General features: G+C 65.2%; 13 protein-coding genes. 7 read left to right on the plus strand and 6 right to left on the minus strand.

Annotated elements, in window-relative coordinates:
* Positions 1–560: 560 nt before the first annotated feature.
* Positions 561–872 (minus strand): hypothetical protein, encoded by a 312-nt coding sequence (locus K2Y56_RS19260; RefSeq protein ID WP_292511262.1) that lies wholly within the window; start codon positions 870–872, stop codon positions 561–563.
* A 193-nt stretch (positions 873–1065) separates the two neighbouring features.
* Between K2Y56_RS19260 and K2Y56_RS19265 the strand changes: the two genes are divergently transcribed.
* Entirely contained in the window at positions 1066–1278 is a 213-nt protein-coding gene (locus tag K2Y56_RS19265) for a hypothetical protein (RefSeq protein WP_292511265.1), read from the plus strand.
* A 75-nt stretch (positions 1279–1353) separates the two neighbouring features.
* Positions 1354–2058, plus strand: coding sequence for a Crp/Fnr family transcriptional regulator (locus K2Y56_RS19270; RefSeq protein ID WP_292511268.1), 705 nt, complete (start codon positions 1354–1356; stop codon positions 2056–2058).
* A 336-nt stretch (positions 2059–2394) separates the two neighbouring features.
* On the opposite strand, the gene K2Y56_RS19275 is transcribed toward K2Y56_RS19270, so the two are convergent.
* Entirely contained in the window at positions 2395–6126 is a 3732-nt protein-coding gene (locus K2Y56_RS19275; RefSeq protein ID WP_292511270.1) for a vitamin B12-dependent ribonucleotide reductase, read from the minus strand.
* 510 nt (positions 6127–6636) lie between these two features.
* On the opposite strand from K2Y56_RS19275, the gene K2Y56_RS19280 reads away from it, so the two are divergent.
* Positions 6637–7050, plus strand: a complete 414-nt coding sequence (locus K2Y56_RS19280; RefSeq protein ID WP_292511274.1) for an NADH:ubiquinone oxidoreductase subunit NDUFA12 — start codon at positions 6637–6639, stop codon at positions 7048–7050.
* Here K2Y56_RS19280 and K2Y56_RS19285 read toward each other — a convergent pair whose 3' ends face one another.
* On the minus strand, positions 7051–7590 hold the full coding sequence (locus K2Y56_RS19285; RefSeq protein ID WP_292511277.1) for a pyridoxamine 5'-phosphate oxidase family protein: 540 nt from the start codon (positions 7588–7590) through the stop codon (positions 7051–7053).
* A 121-nt stretch (positions 7591–7711) separates the two neighbouring features.
* On the opposite strand from K2Y56_RS19285, the gene K2Y56_RS19290 reads away from it, so the two are divergent.
* The 3 genes from K2Y56_RS19290 (at position 7712) to K2Y56_RS19300 (ending at position 10061) form a co-directional block, all read left to right on the plus strand.
* On the plus strand, positions 7712–8632 hold the full coding sequence (locus tag K2Y56_RS19290) for a LysR family transcriptional regulator (protein ID WP_292511280.1): 921 nt from the start codon (positions 7712–7714) through the stop codon (positions 8630–8632).
* 122 nt (positions 8633–8754) lie between these two features.
* Complete coding sequence (locus K2Y56_RS19295; RefSeq protein WP_292511283.1) at positions 8755–9420, plus strand: DUF2155 domain-containing protein; 666 nt, start codon at positions 8755–8757, stop codon at positions 9418–9420.
* Between the two features lie 8 nt (positions 9421–9428).
* Positions 9429–10061, plus strand: coding sequence for a LysE family translocator (locus tag K2Y56_RS19300; protein WP_292511286.1), 633 nt, complete (start codon positions 9429–9431; stop codon positions 10059–10061).
* A gap of 5 nt (positions 10062–10066) precedes the next feature.
* On the opposite strand, the gene aat is transcribed toward K2Y56_RS19300, so the two are convergent.
* A complete protein-coding gene (gene aat, locus K2Y56_RS19305; protein WP_292511295.1) occupies positions 10067–10732 on the minus strand; it encodes a leucyl/phenylalanyl-tRNA--protein transferase in 666 nt (221 codons plus the stop codon).
* Between the two features lie 617 nt (positions 10733–11349).
* On the opposite strand from aat, the gene K2Y56_RS19310 reads away from it, so the two are divergent.
* A complete protein-coding gene (locus K2Y56_RS19310) occupies positions 11350–11727 on the plus strand; it encodes a hypothetical protein (protein ID WP_292511289.1) in 378 nt (125 codons plus the stop codon).
* An 81-nt stretch (positions 11728–11808) separates the two neighbouring features.
* Here the strand turns inward: K2Y56_RS19310 and K2Y56_RS19315 are convergent, their stop codons facing one another.
* Both K2Y56_RS19315 and K2Y56_RS19320 read right to left on the minus strand, forming a co-directional pair.
* A complete protein-coding gene (locus K2Y56_RS19315) occupies positions 11809–12717 on the minus strand; it encodes a response regulator transcription factor (protein WP_292511291.1) in 909 nt (302 codons plus the stop codon).
* The coding region (locus K2Y56_RS19320; RefSeq protein ID WP_292511293.1) for an ATP-binding protein at positions 12710–14226 on the minus strand (1517 nt) is incomplete at its 5' end. The genes K2Y56_RS19320 and K2Y56_RS19315, both read right to left, overlap by 8 nt.

Below are 14226 nucleotides of genomic sequence, written 5' to 3' on the forward strand. Positions count from 1 at the left end.
CCACGCTCACCTTCTCTCGACGCCGTTCCGCCCCTCGCCACTTCGCCGAGCAGACCACCGCCGATCATGGAGCTTTCCGGTTCATTGAAGCCGAGGAAGCCAGCATCCTGGGCCTGATCGAAAGCGTGATCTGACTCAAGATGCTGCACCGTCTCGGGGGGACAGGATCAGCACCGCCTCAGCGATCCTCCCGCAAGGGATGCCGAGCGGTGATCGCGACGAGGGCCCGTTCGCCGAGCCCGAGGACGGCAAGAAGAAGCCGCCTCCGCGCTGGCTCCTGGTCGAGAAGAACCGCGGCCCGACGAACGTCAATGCTCCGATCGCATCGCTAGCGAGTTGTGTCCGCATGCCGATCGTCGGGACGAGCCCTCCCTCGTAACGCGTGAGAAGCGTGTAGCCGAGGTGCCAGACCGGACCGGCTCGCATGATGGCTTCGTCGCCCGGCCGCGTCGCGGCGCGATCGACAGTGCCGCGACCATGGCCGGAAACAGGTAGTCGGTGACGGCGTGACGACGCGTATCGACCCTCATGGGAACCTCATTCCTCGCAATCGCACCTCGTCAGGCGGCCCCGTCCGGCTTGGCCTTGCGCGGCGAGGGGTCACTGATGTGCGCGAGGTTTTCAGCAGGTGTCTCGGCTTCGGTCGCCTCCACGGAAGCGATGCTGCCACCCCCCACCGCGTCGAGACGAGGAAAGCCAGAGGCGATCCGCGCCGTCTCCGCCTGCCAATCCGGCTCCGATTCGAGCCTGCGCTGAAGCTCAGCCGGCCGAGCGACATCCCGTGCGTCGTCTTGCCCGAGATCCTGGCCGTTGCGATCGCTATGGGCGTCGAAGTCGCGTAACGACGAGCGGTTCTGCTTGGTGTCATCCATGTCCGTTCTCCCGTGCGTCGAGTTGCTGCTCGAAGCGCCTGAGGAACGTAAACGGCGATTGGGACGTCTGGGGTCCCGATAAAACCGGCCATGATCCTCGACTGGATGGCTCTGTTGGTGACCAATTACGTCATATGGGAGATGGTTCAAGATCCTCAGCTTGACCGCATTTGAGTAGGACTGATCAAAATTAATGATTGGCAACAACCGACTTGATCAATTCATCGAAGAACGGGGCGGCCGGCGCAAGCACAACGACCGAGGAACGGCCCGCGGCGGAAAAGCTTGTGGTGCACGCAGCTTCGAACCCGACCATGGCCCGTACGCCAGCCATAATAGTCTCATGCTGCATGTGATTTTCAATCAGGCCAAGCTTGCACCGAGTGACCGGCTCCACCCAGAATGAGGCGATTGGTTGGAAACTGTCTGCAGATGAGAAGACTGGAGTACGGAAAAGATGGTGTCGACAACAAGTAATCGCATGCTTCAGTCGTTGCCGCCCGACGAGCGGGATCAGCTGCTGTCGCAGTGCGAGCGCGTGGAGGTCGGTAAGGGTGATATCCCAATTCTCTTCGGGCGACCCCTAGAATTCGCCTATTTTCCGGAAGGTGGGCTCTCATCGAATATTGCCGTCACCGGCGAGGGTCGCAAGATCGAGGTCGGCTGCTTCGGCTACGAAGGTATGGTGAGCACGGCGACGGTTCTCGGGTCGACCTGCGCGCCGCATGAAGTCATGGTTCAGGTCGGAGGGCCGTGGCTTCGGATCGGGACGGAAGTCCTCCGCGACGCGATCCGGTGCAGCCCCGTTCTTCATGATCTGCTGCTGCGATACGCACACACCGTCATGCTGACCCTGAGTCAGACGGCGATGTCGAACGCTGCCTTCTCCATCGAGGAGCGTCTCGCTCGCTGGATCCTCATGGCGCATGATCGCCTGGAAGGGGACGAGTTGCCCCTCACCCATGACTTCCTGTCCATCATGCTGGCGGCGCAGCGCTCGAGCGTGACGCTCGCCGTGCAGACGGTCGAGGGATACGGTGCCATTCGGGCCAGGCGTGCCCTCATCATCGTTCGTGATCGCGGGATGCTCTGTGACCTCGCAGGCAAAAGCTACGGCCCGGCCGAAGCAGAGTACGAGCGCTTGATCGGCCCCTTCAGGGACAAGCCCCCGCCTCATGCCGGATGACTGATCCTCCCCCGATACCATTGCGGTACATCGAACGCTCCGGCCGCTGGCCGTTCGGCGTTCCGCCCGCAGGCCGGCCGGAGAACTTATCCTGAAATACCCGGATTACCGGTCATAGAAGAGGCTCGAGCGAAATGGCTCCCACTTGAAGCCTCGAATGGCCCGCCAACCACTTGCGGTGTGCAGTTACCGCAAGCGGTTGGCGAAGCGTACCATTACTTCAAGTTTATGATTTTTACACTGGTCTCGCAGACTAAATTGCCGGCGGCATTCCGACAAACGTCTTTTCTTTGAGATCGAACTTCCCGGCCATTATAAGCTAGACTTCGGGCTATATTACGAACAGCCCGTCGTCCCACCGCACGTGTCGCATTTCAGGCAGGTTCCGTTACGGACCAGCGTGAAGTTCGCGCATTCCGGGCAGGCTTCGCCGACATAACCCTTCATCTTCGCTTCGGCGCGGCGGTCTGAGACCGAGCGGTCCGCCTTGGCGAAAGGAAGGGCGTCGAGGGCGGCCTCGGCGTAGCCGGCGGTGGCCGCCTCGGCCTTCAGCGCCACCGAGCCGCGCATGGCGTGAACCACGCCGCCTGCTGGCGTGGAGACGCCGGACTGGCCAGAGCCGACGACGACCGTCCCCCCGGCCGGGCCGCCCTGGATCAGGGTCAGGCGGTCGGCGGAGCCGCGAACAAGGCCGCGCGAGACGATGGTCGAGGCCGCCTGTTCCGGTCTGTCGCCGGCCCGGGTCGAGTCGCCCTCGCCCTTGCCCATCACGGTGTTTCCGATCTCGGACGGGTCGACATGGGCGAGGTCCATGCGGCCGAGATAGGAGACCGCGAGTTCGCGGAAGACGTAATCGAGGATCGAAGTGGCGTTCTTGATCGCGTCGTTGCCCTGCACGAAGCCCGAGGGCTCGAAGCGGGTGAAGGTGAAGGCGTCGACATACTCCTCCATCGGCACGCCGTACTGGAGCCCGATCGAAATCGCGATGGCGAAGTTGTTCATCAGCGAGCGGAAGGCGGCGCCCTCCTTGTGCATGTCGATGAAGATCTCGCCGATGCGGCCGTCCTCGTACTCGCCGGTGCGCAGGTAGACCTTGTGGCCGCCGACGACGGCCTTCTGGGTATAGCCCTTTCGCCGGTCGGGCAGCTTTTCACGCGAGCGGATGCGCTCGACCCGCTCGATCACGCGCTCCACCACCTTCTCGGCGAGCTGCGCCGCCTTGGCGGCGGCCGGCTGGGCGACCAGCGCCTCGACGGCCTCCACAGCGTCGTCCTCCTCGTCCGCGATCAAAGCCGAGTTGAGGGGCTGCGACAGCTTCGAACCGTCGCGGTAGAGGGCGTTGGCCTTGAGGGCGAGGGTCCAGGACAGGCGGTAGGCGTTCTTGCAATCCTCGACCGTGGCGTCGTTGGGCATGTTGATGGTCTTGGAGATCGCACCCGAGATGAAGGGCTGCGCCGCCGCCATCATACGGATGTGGCTCTCCACTGAAAGGTAGCGCTTGCCGATACGCCCGCATGGGTTGGCGCAATCGAACACCGGGTAGTGCTCGGTCCTCAGGAAAGGCGCCCCCTCAAGGGTCATCGCCCCGCAGATGTGGGTGTTGGCCGCCTCGATGTCCTTCTTCGAGAAACCGAGGAAGGGCAGGATTTCGAAGGTCGGGTCCGAGAGCTTCTCGGTCGGCACCTTCAGGACATCGGTGAGGAAGTCGTCGCCGAGCGTCCAGCGGTTGAACACGAACTTGATGTCGAAGGCCGATTTCAGGCCGGCTTCGATTGCCGCGATCTTCCCATCGGTGAAGCCTTTCGCGCGGAGGGAGCCGGCATTGATCGCCGGAGCCTGGCCGAGGGAGCCGTGGCCGACGGCATAGGCCTCGATCTCTGCGATCTCGGATTCGCGGTAGCCCAGCGAGCGCAGGGCGTCCGGCACAGCGCGATTAATGATCTTGAAGTAGCCGCCACCGGCGAGCTTCTTGAACTTCACGAGGGCGAAGTCCGGCTCGATGCCGGTGGTGTCGCAATCCATCACGAGACCGATCGTGCCGGTGGGCGCGATGACGGTCGCCTGGGCATTACGGTACCCATGCTCCTCGCCGAGCGCGAGCGCCCGGTCCCAGGCCGCCTTGGCGCGCTCGGCGATATCCGCCTGGGGCACGTTGGCGAGGTCGAGGGGCACCGGGGCGATGCTCAGGAACTCGTAGCCCTCCGCCTCGCCATGCGCCGCACGGCGATGGTTGCGGACGACCTTGAGCATTGCGTCGGCATTCTCCTCGTAGCCGGCGAAGGGACCGAGCTCGGCGGCCATCTCGGCCGAGGTCGAGTAGGCGATGCCGGTCATGATCGCCGTCAGCGCACCAGCCAAAGCCCGGCCCTTATGCGAGTCGTAGGGCAGGCCCATGCTCATGAGGAGGCCGCCGATATTGGCGTAGCCGAGCCCAAGGGTGCGGTAGCGGTATGAGAGCTCGGCGATCTCCTTCGAGGGGAACTGCGCCATCATCACCGAGATCTCGAGCACCACCGTCCAGAGGCGGTTGAGATGCTCGAAGGCGGCGACGTCGAACTGGCCGGTTCCGCGGTCGTACATCGTCAGCAGGTTGGCGCTGGCGAGGTTACAGGCGGTATCGTCGAGGAACATATACTCGGAACACGGGTTCGAAGCCCGGATCCGGCCACCCGACGGGCAGGTATGCCAATCGTTCATCGTGGTGTTGAAGTGCAGGCCGGGATCGGCCGAAGCCCAGGCCGCTTCGCCGATCTTCTCCCAGAGGTCGCGGGCCTTCAGCGATTTTGTCGTCTTGCCGGTGGTGCGGGCCTTCAGCTCCCAATCGGCATCCGCATCCACCGCGCGCAGGAAGTCGTCGGTGAGCGAGACCGAATTGTTCGAGTTCTGACCGGCGACCGTGAGGTAGGCCTCCGAATCCCAGTCGGTGTCGTAGACGGGGAAATCGATTTTGGTGAAGCCCTGGCGGGCGAACTGGATCACCCGCTTGGTATAGCCATCCGGCACGCTCTCCTTGCGGGCGGCCTTCACGGCGCGCTTGAGGGCCGGGTTGCGCTCAGGGTCGAAGCAGGCATCGCCCTCGGCTTCGCACTGCGTGCAGGCCTTCATCACTGCCTGGAGATGCTTCGACACGATCTTCGAGCCGGTGACGAGGGCGGCGACCTTCTGCTCCTCCTTCACCTTCCAGTCGATGTACTGCTCGATATCGGGATGATCGATGTCGACGATGACCATCTTCGCCGCGCGGCGCGTGGTGCCGCCGGACTTGATCGCGCCCGCCGCACGGTCGCCGATCTTCAGGAACGACATCAGGCCAGAGGACTTGCCGCCGCCGCCGAGCTTCTCGTTCTCGCCGCGCAGCAGCGAGAAGTTCGAGCCTGTGCCGGAGCCGTACTTGAACAGGCGCGCTTCCCGCACCCACAGGTCCATGATGCCGCCCTCGTTGACGAGGTCGTCGGCCACCGACTGGATGAAACAGGCATGCGGCTGCGGGTGCTCGTAGGATGAGGCCGACTTCGTCAGCTCACCGGTCTGGTAATCGCAGTAATAGTGACCCTGGCTCGGGCCATCGATGCCGTAGGCCCAGTGCAGCCCGGTGTTGAACCATTGCGGCGAATTCGGCGCGACCATCTGCCTGGCGAGCATGAAGCGAAGCTCGTCGAGGAAGGCGCTCGCATCCTCCTCGGACGTGAAGTAGCCGCCCTTCCAGCCCCAATAGGTCCAGCAGCCGGCGAGCCGGTCGAACACCTGGGTCGATGAGGTCTCGGAACCGGTGCGCTGGTCCTCGGGCAGATCCGCGAGGGCCGCGTCGTCGGCAACAGAGCGCCACAGGAAGGAGGGGACCTCGTTCTCCTCGACCTTCTTCAGGCGCGCCGGCACGCCGGCCTTGCGGAAGTACTTCTGCGCGAGCACGTCGCTGGCGACCTGGCTCCAGCTCTCGGGCACTTCGATGCCATCGAGGCGAAAGACCACCGACCCGTCCGGGTTGCGGATCTCGCTGAGCGCCTTGCGGAAGGCGATGCCGGCATAGGGAGACTGGCCAGCCGTTGTGTGACGCCGTTCGAACCGCATGAAACCAAATCTCCTTCGTCGATCTTCGACGAGCGCACCGCCGGATGAGGCGGGCTGTGGCGTTAAGGCGAGGGTCGTTTCGGGCACGACTGCGCCTCGGCGCAGCATGCCGTCTTGATGGATCGAAAATCTGAGGGACCGCCGGCAGACGCAACCGTTTCGGCGATGTCCTGACGCTATCTCTCAGACCCGTTCACGTCAACAACTGGTGTATGAAGCCCATGTTCCGCGCTACATGTTGTGTCGTCGCCGCAAATCCTGTGGATATCGACGGCGCCGAGTTAAGTGCTGTTTTCGCCGAGCGGATTCGCTTCGAAAAAATTCGCCGCCCACATTTCGGGACTTCCCCGCGGGTCTGCGGGCATGGTTAACGGCGGCGAGGTGTGGGATTTTCGCGTCACCCGCGCCAGGGCGGTCGAGCACCATCGGCTGGACTTCCCCCGGCGGCCTCACCATAGTCCGGCGCATTCGAGAGAAGGACGGGCGAGAGGCCCGATCGAGGCGAACGCGATGGCTCTCAAGGACACGCTTCTGCGCATCTTCACCTGGTGGAACGGGCAGACGGTCTCCCTTGCCCTCTACACCGCGCGCAGCGGCCAGCTCGTCGGGACGGACGAAATCGGCAACACCTATTACAAAGCGCAAGGCGCGCTGATTGACCGCTCGGTCGGCAGCGAGCGGCGGTGGGTGGTCTATAACGGCTACGCCGATGCCTCGAAGGTACCGCCGGGCTGGCGTGCCTGGCTCTGCCACAACGCCGACCTCGCTCCGAGCGAGGAGGATTACAAACCCCGCGAGTGGCAGAAGCCGCATGTCGAGAACCTCACGGGGACGGCAGGCGCCTATCGCCCGAAGGGCTCGCAGTTGAGCCCGAACGGCCGCCCGGTTCCGGCCGGAGATTACGTGCCCTGGACGCCAAACTGATCAGGCACGCGCCTGCCATTCTTCGGCAGTGAACCGCGGCGTGATGTGCTGCGGACAGTTCCAGTCGAAGCCGGCGACGCGGATGATGACGGAGCGCTCGACGCTCGCCCTGTAACCAGGCACCGACAATCCGTCTTCGCTCGTGCCTTCGACGATCCTGGCATGGCCGAAGATCTTCAATCGGCGGCGGTTGGCATAATCCATCAGGAACAACGAAACCCGGTCGTCGCCATCGAGGTTGCCGACCGTGAGGTACTGCCGGTTGCCGCGGAAATCCGCGAAGCCGAGCGTCGTCTCGTCGATGACGCGCAGGAAGCCGGGCGGGCCGCCGCGATGCTGCACGTATGGCCAGCCTGTCTCGGAGACCGACGCGAGATAGAAGCTGTCGCGGGCCGCGATGAAGGTAGCCTCCTGCGGTCCGAGCCGGTCGTGATCCTGATCGCCGAAATCCGCGCCCGCGTAGGCGCGAAGGCTTCCGCGCCGTTCCTCCGCCTCTCGCACACGCGCAGTGCGGGCGATGCTCAGGTAGCTGTGTGTCATCGTTCGTCTCCTCGAAAACGGGCAACTCGCCTGTCGGCGACGTAGAAAAGATGCTCCCAGGAGGTGCGGACAAGAATAGTCATTCTTGACACTTCATCGTTGCGGATCGAGCAATGATGCGATGGATCGTCTCGAAACGATGTCGGTCTTCGCTGCAGTCTGCGACGCGAAGGGCTTCGCACCGGCAGCCCGCCGGCTCGGGCTGTCGCCTTCCGTCGTGACACGCCAGATTGCGGCACTCGAGACCGCTCTCGGTGCACGCTTGTTGCAACGGACCACCCGCTCTCTTCATCTCACCGAAGCGGGCGAGCGTTACCTCGTCCGGGCCCGGCAGATCCTTGGCGCAGTCGCGGAAGCCGAGGAGGCGGCACGCGGCGCCCACGCCCTACCGCGAGGCCGGCTCGTCGTCGGCGCGCCGGTCATTTTCGGCCGGCTGCAAGTCGCGCCGCTCCTCGCCGCCTACATGGCGCACTATCCCGAAGTCACCGCGGAGCTTCGTCTCGACGATCGAAACGTCAGCCTCGTCGAGAACGGAATCGATGTGGCGATCCGGCTCGGAGCGCTGCGGGATTCCACCCTGATCGCGCGGCCCCTCGGTCAGACCCGCCGCGTCGTCGTCGCGAGCCGCGCCTATATCGATCGCCGCGGCCGGCCGGAGCATCCGGCGAAGATCGAAGGCCATGACGTCATCGCATCGATGCCTCTCGACGCGGCCGGCGAATGGCGTTTCGTCGATGCCAATGATTTAGCGCCCACCGAGATCTCGGTACCGCTCCAACCTCGCTTTACGACCAATAGCGGGGATGCGGCCATCGATTTCGCCCTGGCCGACGGAGGCCTCGCGCGGCCCCTGCTCTACCAGGTCGCTCGTCACGTCGCCGAGGGCAGGTTGATCATCCTGCTCGATAGCTACGAGCCCCCTGCCCTTCCGATCCAGGCGATCTATCCGAGCGCGCGCTGGATGCCCTTGAAGGTCCGCGCCTTCCTCGATCTCGCACAGAGCGAGACGAAGTGGTCGTTCATGGGACAGCCGCCGAATTGATCCGATCCGCTCGCCCTTTTTCCAACATCGTTTGCCTGTCTATCGCCGCAGGATATGGGATCGCGAGGGGGCCGCTGCCTTCACCGCTCCCACGCCCGATCCGCCCGCCGAGACCGTGTCGAATGCCTCCTGCGTCCCGTCTGCGCATCGCCTTCTCGATCGTACTGACCGCCGCGACGGTGTGGTCTTTCGGGGCTGTTCCCGCGGCCGCCGACAAGATCAAGAACCCGACCGCGGTGTTCTCCGGCCTCGACAAGATCACGGGGCGCATCGTGTCGTTCGAGGTGGCCGTGGACGAGACGGTCCAGTTCGGTGCGCTCCAGCTGACGCCGCGTGTCTGCTACAGCCGGCCGCCGACGGAGAGCCCGAAGACGACGGCGTTCCTCGAGGTCGACGAGGTGACCCTCGACAACAAGTACCGCCGCATCTTCACGGGATGGCAGTTCGCGGCGAGCCCCGGCCTGCACGCGATCGAGCACTCGATCTACGACGTCTGGCTCGTCGATTGTAAGGGCGGCACGGACATCATTGCCGAGGCGCGCGAGCAGGAAGACGTTCCGGCGATGGCCGCCCGGCAGGATAAGCCGAAGCGAGGTTCGCGACGCGACGATCCGACCCGCACGGCCCAGCAGGTCAACCCGGCCGGTCAGGTCGACGTCGAGGCGCCTCGCGGGGTGCCGGTCCAGCCGCGCCAGAAGCCGTCGCGAAAATTCTTTCCCAACAACGAGGGCCCGGCGCCCGCGCCGCCGCCCCAGCCGCAATCGATCTTCGACCAGATCTTCAGATAGGACATCGCATGCCCGAGGCCGCGACACTCCTCGCTTTCGCGGCACTCTGCATCGGCCTGGTCCTGACGCCGGGGCCGAACATGGCCTACCTGGTGTCGCGCTCGATCTGCCAGGGTCGGAAGGCCGGGCTCGTCTCCCTCGGCGGCGTGGCGGCGGGATTCGTCGTCTACATGCTCTGCGCCGCTTTCGGCATCACGGCCCTCGTTCTTGCCGTGCCCTATGCCTACGACGCCCTCAGGATTGCCGGCGCGCTCTATCTCGGATGGCTGGCCTGGACTGCCCTGCGTCCGGGCGGGCGCTCGCCGTTCGAGGTCAGGACCTTGGCGCCGGACAGTCCAGCCCGCCTGTTCACGATGGGCCTCGTCACCAATCTCCTCAACCCGAAGATCGCGTTGTTCTACCTCGCGCTACTGCCGCATTTCGTGTCGCCGGAGCACGGCAGCGTCCTCACACAAACCCTCCTGCTGGGTTCGGTACAGATCGTCATCAGCGTCGGAGTCAACGCGATGATCGCCATGGCGGCGGGTTCGATCGCCGGCATCCTTGGCGATCGGCCGGGCTGGCTCGCCGCACAGCGATGGCTGATGGGTGGAGTGCTCGGCGCCCTGGCACTCCGGATGGCTTTCGACGGTCGACGCTGAGGGATCTACGCGGCCAAGGCCGCAAGCGCATCGGCGCCGCGCGTCGGGACGCCGGGCGGCCAAACGTTCCAGTTCGCCTGCGCCGCGATCGCCTCCGCCAGCCGCCGCTTGTACACGTGCCGCGGGACCTCCTCGGCCCCGAACTGCGCCAGGTGATCGGTGACGAACTGGGTGTCGGCCAAGCGGTAGCCGCCCGCCCTCAGGCGGCCGACGAGGTGGATCAGCGCGACCTTCGATGCGTCGCGGGCCGTGTGGAACATGCTCTCGCCGAAGAAAGCCGCACCCAGCGAGACGCCATACAGGCCACCGACGAGCTGACCTTCGGCATAGACCTCAACCGTATGTGCGTGGCCCTGGTCAAACAAGGCGCCGTAGAGCTCCCTGATACGGCCGTTGATCCACGTTCGCTCGGCATCCCGCCGCGGCGCCGCGCAACCGGAGATGACGCCGTCGAAATCGCGGTCGGCATAGACGGTGAACTGGTCGCTGCGGACCGTCCGCGCCAGGCGGCGCGCCACGTGAAACGCGTCGAGCGGAAGAACGCCGCGCGCCCGCGGCTCGACCCAGTAGATCGCCGGGTCGTCGGCATCCTCGGCCATCGGAAAGATGCCGGCCGCGTAGGCCTTCAGCAGGATCTCGGGCGTGATCTCCACGCGGTCGCCGTCATCCATGGATCGGTCGTACATCGGGCGATCTTGACCCGAGGAGGCTCTTCTGACCAGGGCCGGACGGCGCAAAAAAAGACGGCAGGGCTTGAGCCCCGCCGCCTGGTCACATCGTTCTCGCCCCCCGAAAACGTCGGGTCACGGGACGGTGTTCCAAGCTTCTGCACGAAAGTGCAGCACGGCGCTTCACGCACCGGGCCACCGTCGATGGCGCCTCGCCCTGTCCGCTTTCAGGATCTCTTCGAAGGAACGGAATGACGCAGCAATGGTTAGTCGTTTCGAGACCCAGCCACGTATTCTTCAGCAACGATCTGACTTGGTGAGAGATGATGCGCAGTTACATCCCCCGCCTGCACTTCGCTGCTGCATTGGGATCACTTCTGATTGGCGTAGCTTCGCCTGTGCACGCAGCAGATGAAGGCGGCTTCGGAGGATTACTGCAACAGCTCTTCTCACCATCCCCCCAATCGACGCCGCCCGCTCAGCAGGTCACGCCAGGCCCAGACCCCCTCGTGTCTGCCCCGAGGCTTGTCAGCCCCGACAAGCCAGCGCGGAGGTCAGCGAGCCCGAGACTGAATGTCAGGACGCGATATGCGGCTCTGCCGCAGGCGGAGCCCCTCAAGGTGCGTATTTCCGATCGGCAGGTTCCGATCGACATGTCCAAGGGGCCGACCGCAGCATTGCTCAAGGACGACACGCTCCGCCCTGGGGACATCGTCGTGATGCCTGGCGGCGCACGTGTCTTCTCCGGCGAACCGGGCAAGTCGCACAAGATGCGTGACTTCGAGAGGATCGAGCAGTCGCAACTGGTCGACCGGAAGACGCGCAACCTGCTGGCGGCCATGATGGTGCCGATCGGCGCGTTGCCCGCGCAGGAAGCGCGCAAGGCGATGGCCCGCGCTCGGCATTACCGCCTGCCCGACACAACTCCAGAGACGACCTCAGTCCAGGCCTCGGCAGCGTCACTCCGGGTCGTCTATCCCTGGACGACAGCCCCGTAACGCACAGCGCTTTCGCGATGTCGAAATAATGACGGCCGCCTGCGAAAGTCTCGGTTGCGTTCTTTACGAAGAACGTCTTTGCTACCCGAGATCCTCCAGGTGGCGTGCTGCGATGATAGAAGCCGCCGTCCGGTTCTCGACGCCGAGCTTGGCGTAGATTCCTTCGAGGTGCTTCGTCACCGTACGGGGACTCAGGCCGAGGATCTCGCCGATATCGCGGCTCGACTTGCCGCGCGAGAGCCATAGCAGGACCTCCGCCTCGCGATTGGTGATCGGAAGCCGTGTGCTCAGGCGCTCCAACCCGGCCGCCATGCTGTCGCGAGTCAGGCGAAGCAGGACCTCGTCGCCAGAGCCGCCGATGAAGCTGAGCATGTGCACGGTCCCGGCGCGATCGATCAGCGAGAGCGGGCCGGCGACGGCGCCGCCAAGGCACCCCGACAGCCATTGCAGAGCCTTCTGCGGCAGGGCGAGGGTCGACCCCTCCGGCGCGATCCCCGAGAGCAGGCGTGCCGCCTGCGGCGTCGACCACAGCACCGCTCCCGACCGATCGACGGCAAAGAGCGTTCGCCCGGTGGTGTCGAGGGCGGCGCGGGCGCTCTGGGCGGCGCGGGCGCTGGCGAGATGCACGCGGATTCGCGCCAGGATCTCATCGGGAGCGATCGGCTTGGTGACGTAATCGACGCCGCCCGCCTCCAAGCCTTTGACGATATGCTCGGTCTCGGACAGCCCGGTCATGAAGATCACCGGCACATGGGCGAGCTGCGTCAGCGCCTTGAGGCGGCGGCAGGTCTCGAACCCGTCCATCCCCGGCATGATCGCGTCGAGCAGGATGATGTCGGGCGTGATCTCCTCGACGAGGGCGAGGGCGAGATCGCCGGCCACGGCCACCAGCACCGTAGCGCCGGACCGCTCGATCGCTTCGGTGAGAAAGCTCAGGGTATCGGGGGAATCGTCGACGACGAGGACGATGTCGCGGTGCTGCTCAACCATCGCCGGCGAGCCCCTGCAGCACGCTCATATAGCGCCTGAGATCATAGGCGCCGACGAGACCGCGCATCTGCGAGACGAAAGCGAGGGGCGGTGCCTCCTCGGCCGCCATCTGGTCGAGCTTGGCCTCGATCCCGCGGACATGTCCGATTCGGCCGAGGCGCAGCAGTTCCGCGACCTGCTCACGCCGCGGCGCCACGTCCGGCAGAGACGTCGCTGGGTTGTCGGAACCGCGCGCCGCCTCAGGCACAGCTGCCTGTTCGAGACCGAGGAGATTGGAGATTCGCTCGATGAAATCGCGAAGGTCGAAGGGCTTGGGGATGATGTCGTCGTGCGGGGCATCGTCGCCCCGACTTGGGCTGATCTCGTGGACGTTGGCCGACATCATGGCGATGCGCGCAGTGTGGCCGGCCGCGCGCAGGGCCTGCGCCAGCTCCCATCCGCTCATCCCCGGCATCGCGATATCGAGGAGGAACAGGTCGGGGCGGCAGGCGGCGGCGAGGCGAAGGCAGGACGGACCGTCGGCGGCGTCGAGGACGGTGAAGCCGAGCGGTTCGAGGATCTCGTGCATCAACCCGCGATGCGCGGCATCGTCATCGACCACCATGATGGTGCGCCGCCCTCCCGCATAAACCGTGGGGCGCGAGGCGTTCACCGGCGCGGGCAGCGGCCGCGAGACCGAGGCGAGCATGAGGCGCACCTTGGCGACGGTGCCCACGCCCACCTTGCTCGCGACGGTGATCTCGCCGCCCATCACCTGAGCGAGCAGATTCGCGATGGTGAGGCCGAGGCCGGTGCCGGGGGCCGAGCGGGCGGCCGGCATCGAGCCGCGCTCGAACGGCTCGAAGATTCGCTCCAGATCCTCCGGCGGAATGCCGAGGCCGGTGTCGCGGATGGTGAAGACCGCGACCTCGTTGCGATAGGTCAGCTCCAGCACGACCTCGCCGGCGGGCGTGAACTTGATGGCGTTGGAGAGGAGGTTGAGCAGGACCTGGCGCAGGCGCTTCTCATCGGTAGCCACCACGGCCGGAAGGTTCGCGGGTCCCGAATAGCGGAAGGCGAGGCCGGCGGCCTTGGCCTGCAGGCTGATCATGTCGACGATCTGGTCGAGGAAATCGGCGAGTCGGATCTCGTTGCGATGGATCTGAAGGCGCCCGGCTTCCATGCGCGAGATGTCGAGGAGGCCGTCGATGAGACCCGACAGGTGCTGGGCGCTGCGCCGGATGACCCGGATGCCGTTCTGACGAGAGGCCGGGATCTCCGGATCGCCCTCGATGAGCTGGGCATAGCCGAGCACGGCGTTAAGCGGCGTGCGCAGCTCGTGGCTGATGCCGACGACGTAGCGGCTTTTGGCGAGGTTGGCGGCCTCGGCGACCTCCTTGGCCTCCTGCAGCTTGGCGTCGGTGACCTTGTGGGCCTCGATCTCGGCCTCGTAGAGCAGGGTCTGGCGGCCGGTCTCCTCCTGCGCGACGCGGCGGCTCTCCTGCGCCAGCACGAACAGCCAGGCCACGA

The sequence above is a fragment of the Methylobacterium sp. genome (assembly GCF_019745455.1).
GTDB lineage: Bacteria > Pseudomonadota > Alphaproteobacteria > Rhizobiales > Beijerinckiaceae > Methylobacterium.

Excerpts from the sequence above, each read along its gene's own strand:
- K2Y56_RS19260 (WP_292511262.1), bottom strand. The coding sequence starts at position 872 with ATGGATGACACCAAGCAGAACCGCTCGTCGTTACGCGACTTCGACGCC.
- K2Y56_RS19265 (WP_292511265.1), top strand. The coding sequence starts at position 1,066 with ATGATTGGCAACAACCGACTTGATCAATTCATCGAAGAACGGGGCGGC.
- K2Y56_RS19270 (WP_292511268.1), top strand. The coding sequence starts at position 1,354 with ATGCTTCAGTCGTTGCCGCCCGACGAGCGGGATCAGCTGCTGTCGCAG.
- K2Y56_RS19275 (WP_292511270.1), bottom strand. The coding sequence starts at position 6,126 with ATGCGGTTCGAACGGCGTCACACAACGGCTGGCCAGTCTCCCTATGCC.
- K2Y56_RS19280 (WP_292511274.1), top strand. The coding sequence starts at position 6,637 with ATGGCTCTCAAGGACACGCTTCTGCGCATCTTCACCTGGTGGAACGGG.
- K2Y56_RS19285 (WP_292511277.1), bottom strand. The coding sequence starts at position 7,590 with ATGACACACAGCTACCTGAGCATCGCCCGCACTGCGCGTGTGCGAGAG.
- K2Y56_RS19290 (WP_292511280.1), top strand. The coding sequence starts at position 7,712 with ATGGATCGTCTCGAAACGATGTCGGTCTTCGCTGCAGTCTGCGACGCG.
- K2Y56_RS19295 (WP_292511283.1), top strand. The coding sequence starts at position 8,755 with ATGCCTCCTGCGTCCCGTCTGCGCATCGCCTTCTCGATCGTACTGACC.
- K2Y56_RS19300 (WP_292511286.1), top strand. The coding sequence starts at position 9,429 with ATGCCCGAGGCCGCGACACTCCTCGCTTTCGCGGCACTCTGCATCGGC.
- aat (WP_292511295.1), bottom strand. The coding sequence starts at position 10,732 with ATGGATGACGGCGACCGCGTGGAGATCACGCCCGAGATCCTGCTGAAG.
- K2Y56_RS19315 (WP_292511291.1), bottom strand. The coding sequence starts at position 12,717 with ATGGTTGAGCAGCACCGCGACATCGTCCTCGTCGTCGACGATTCCCCC.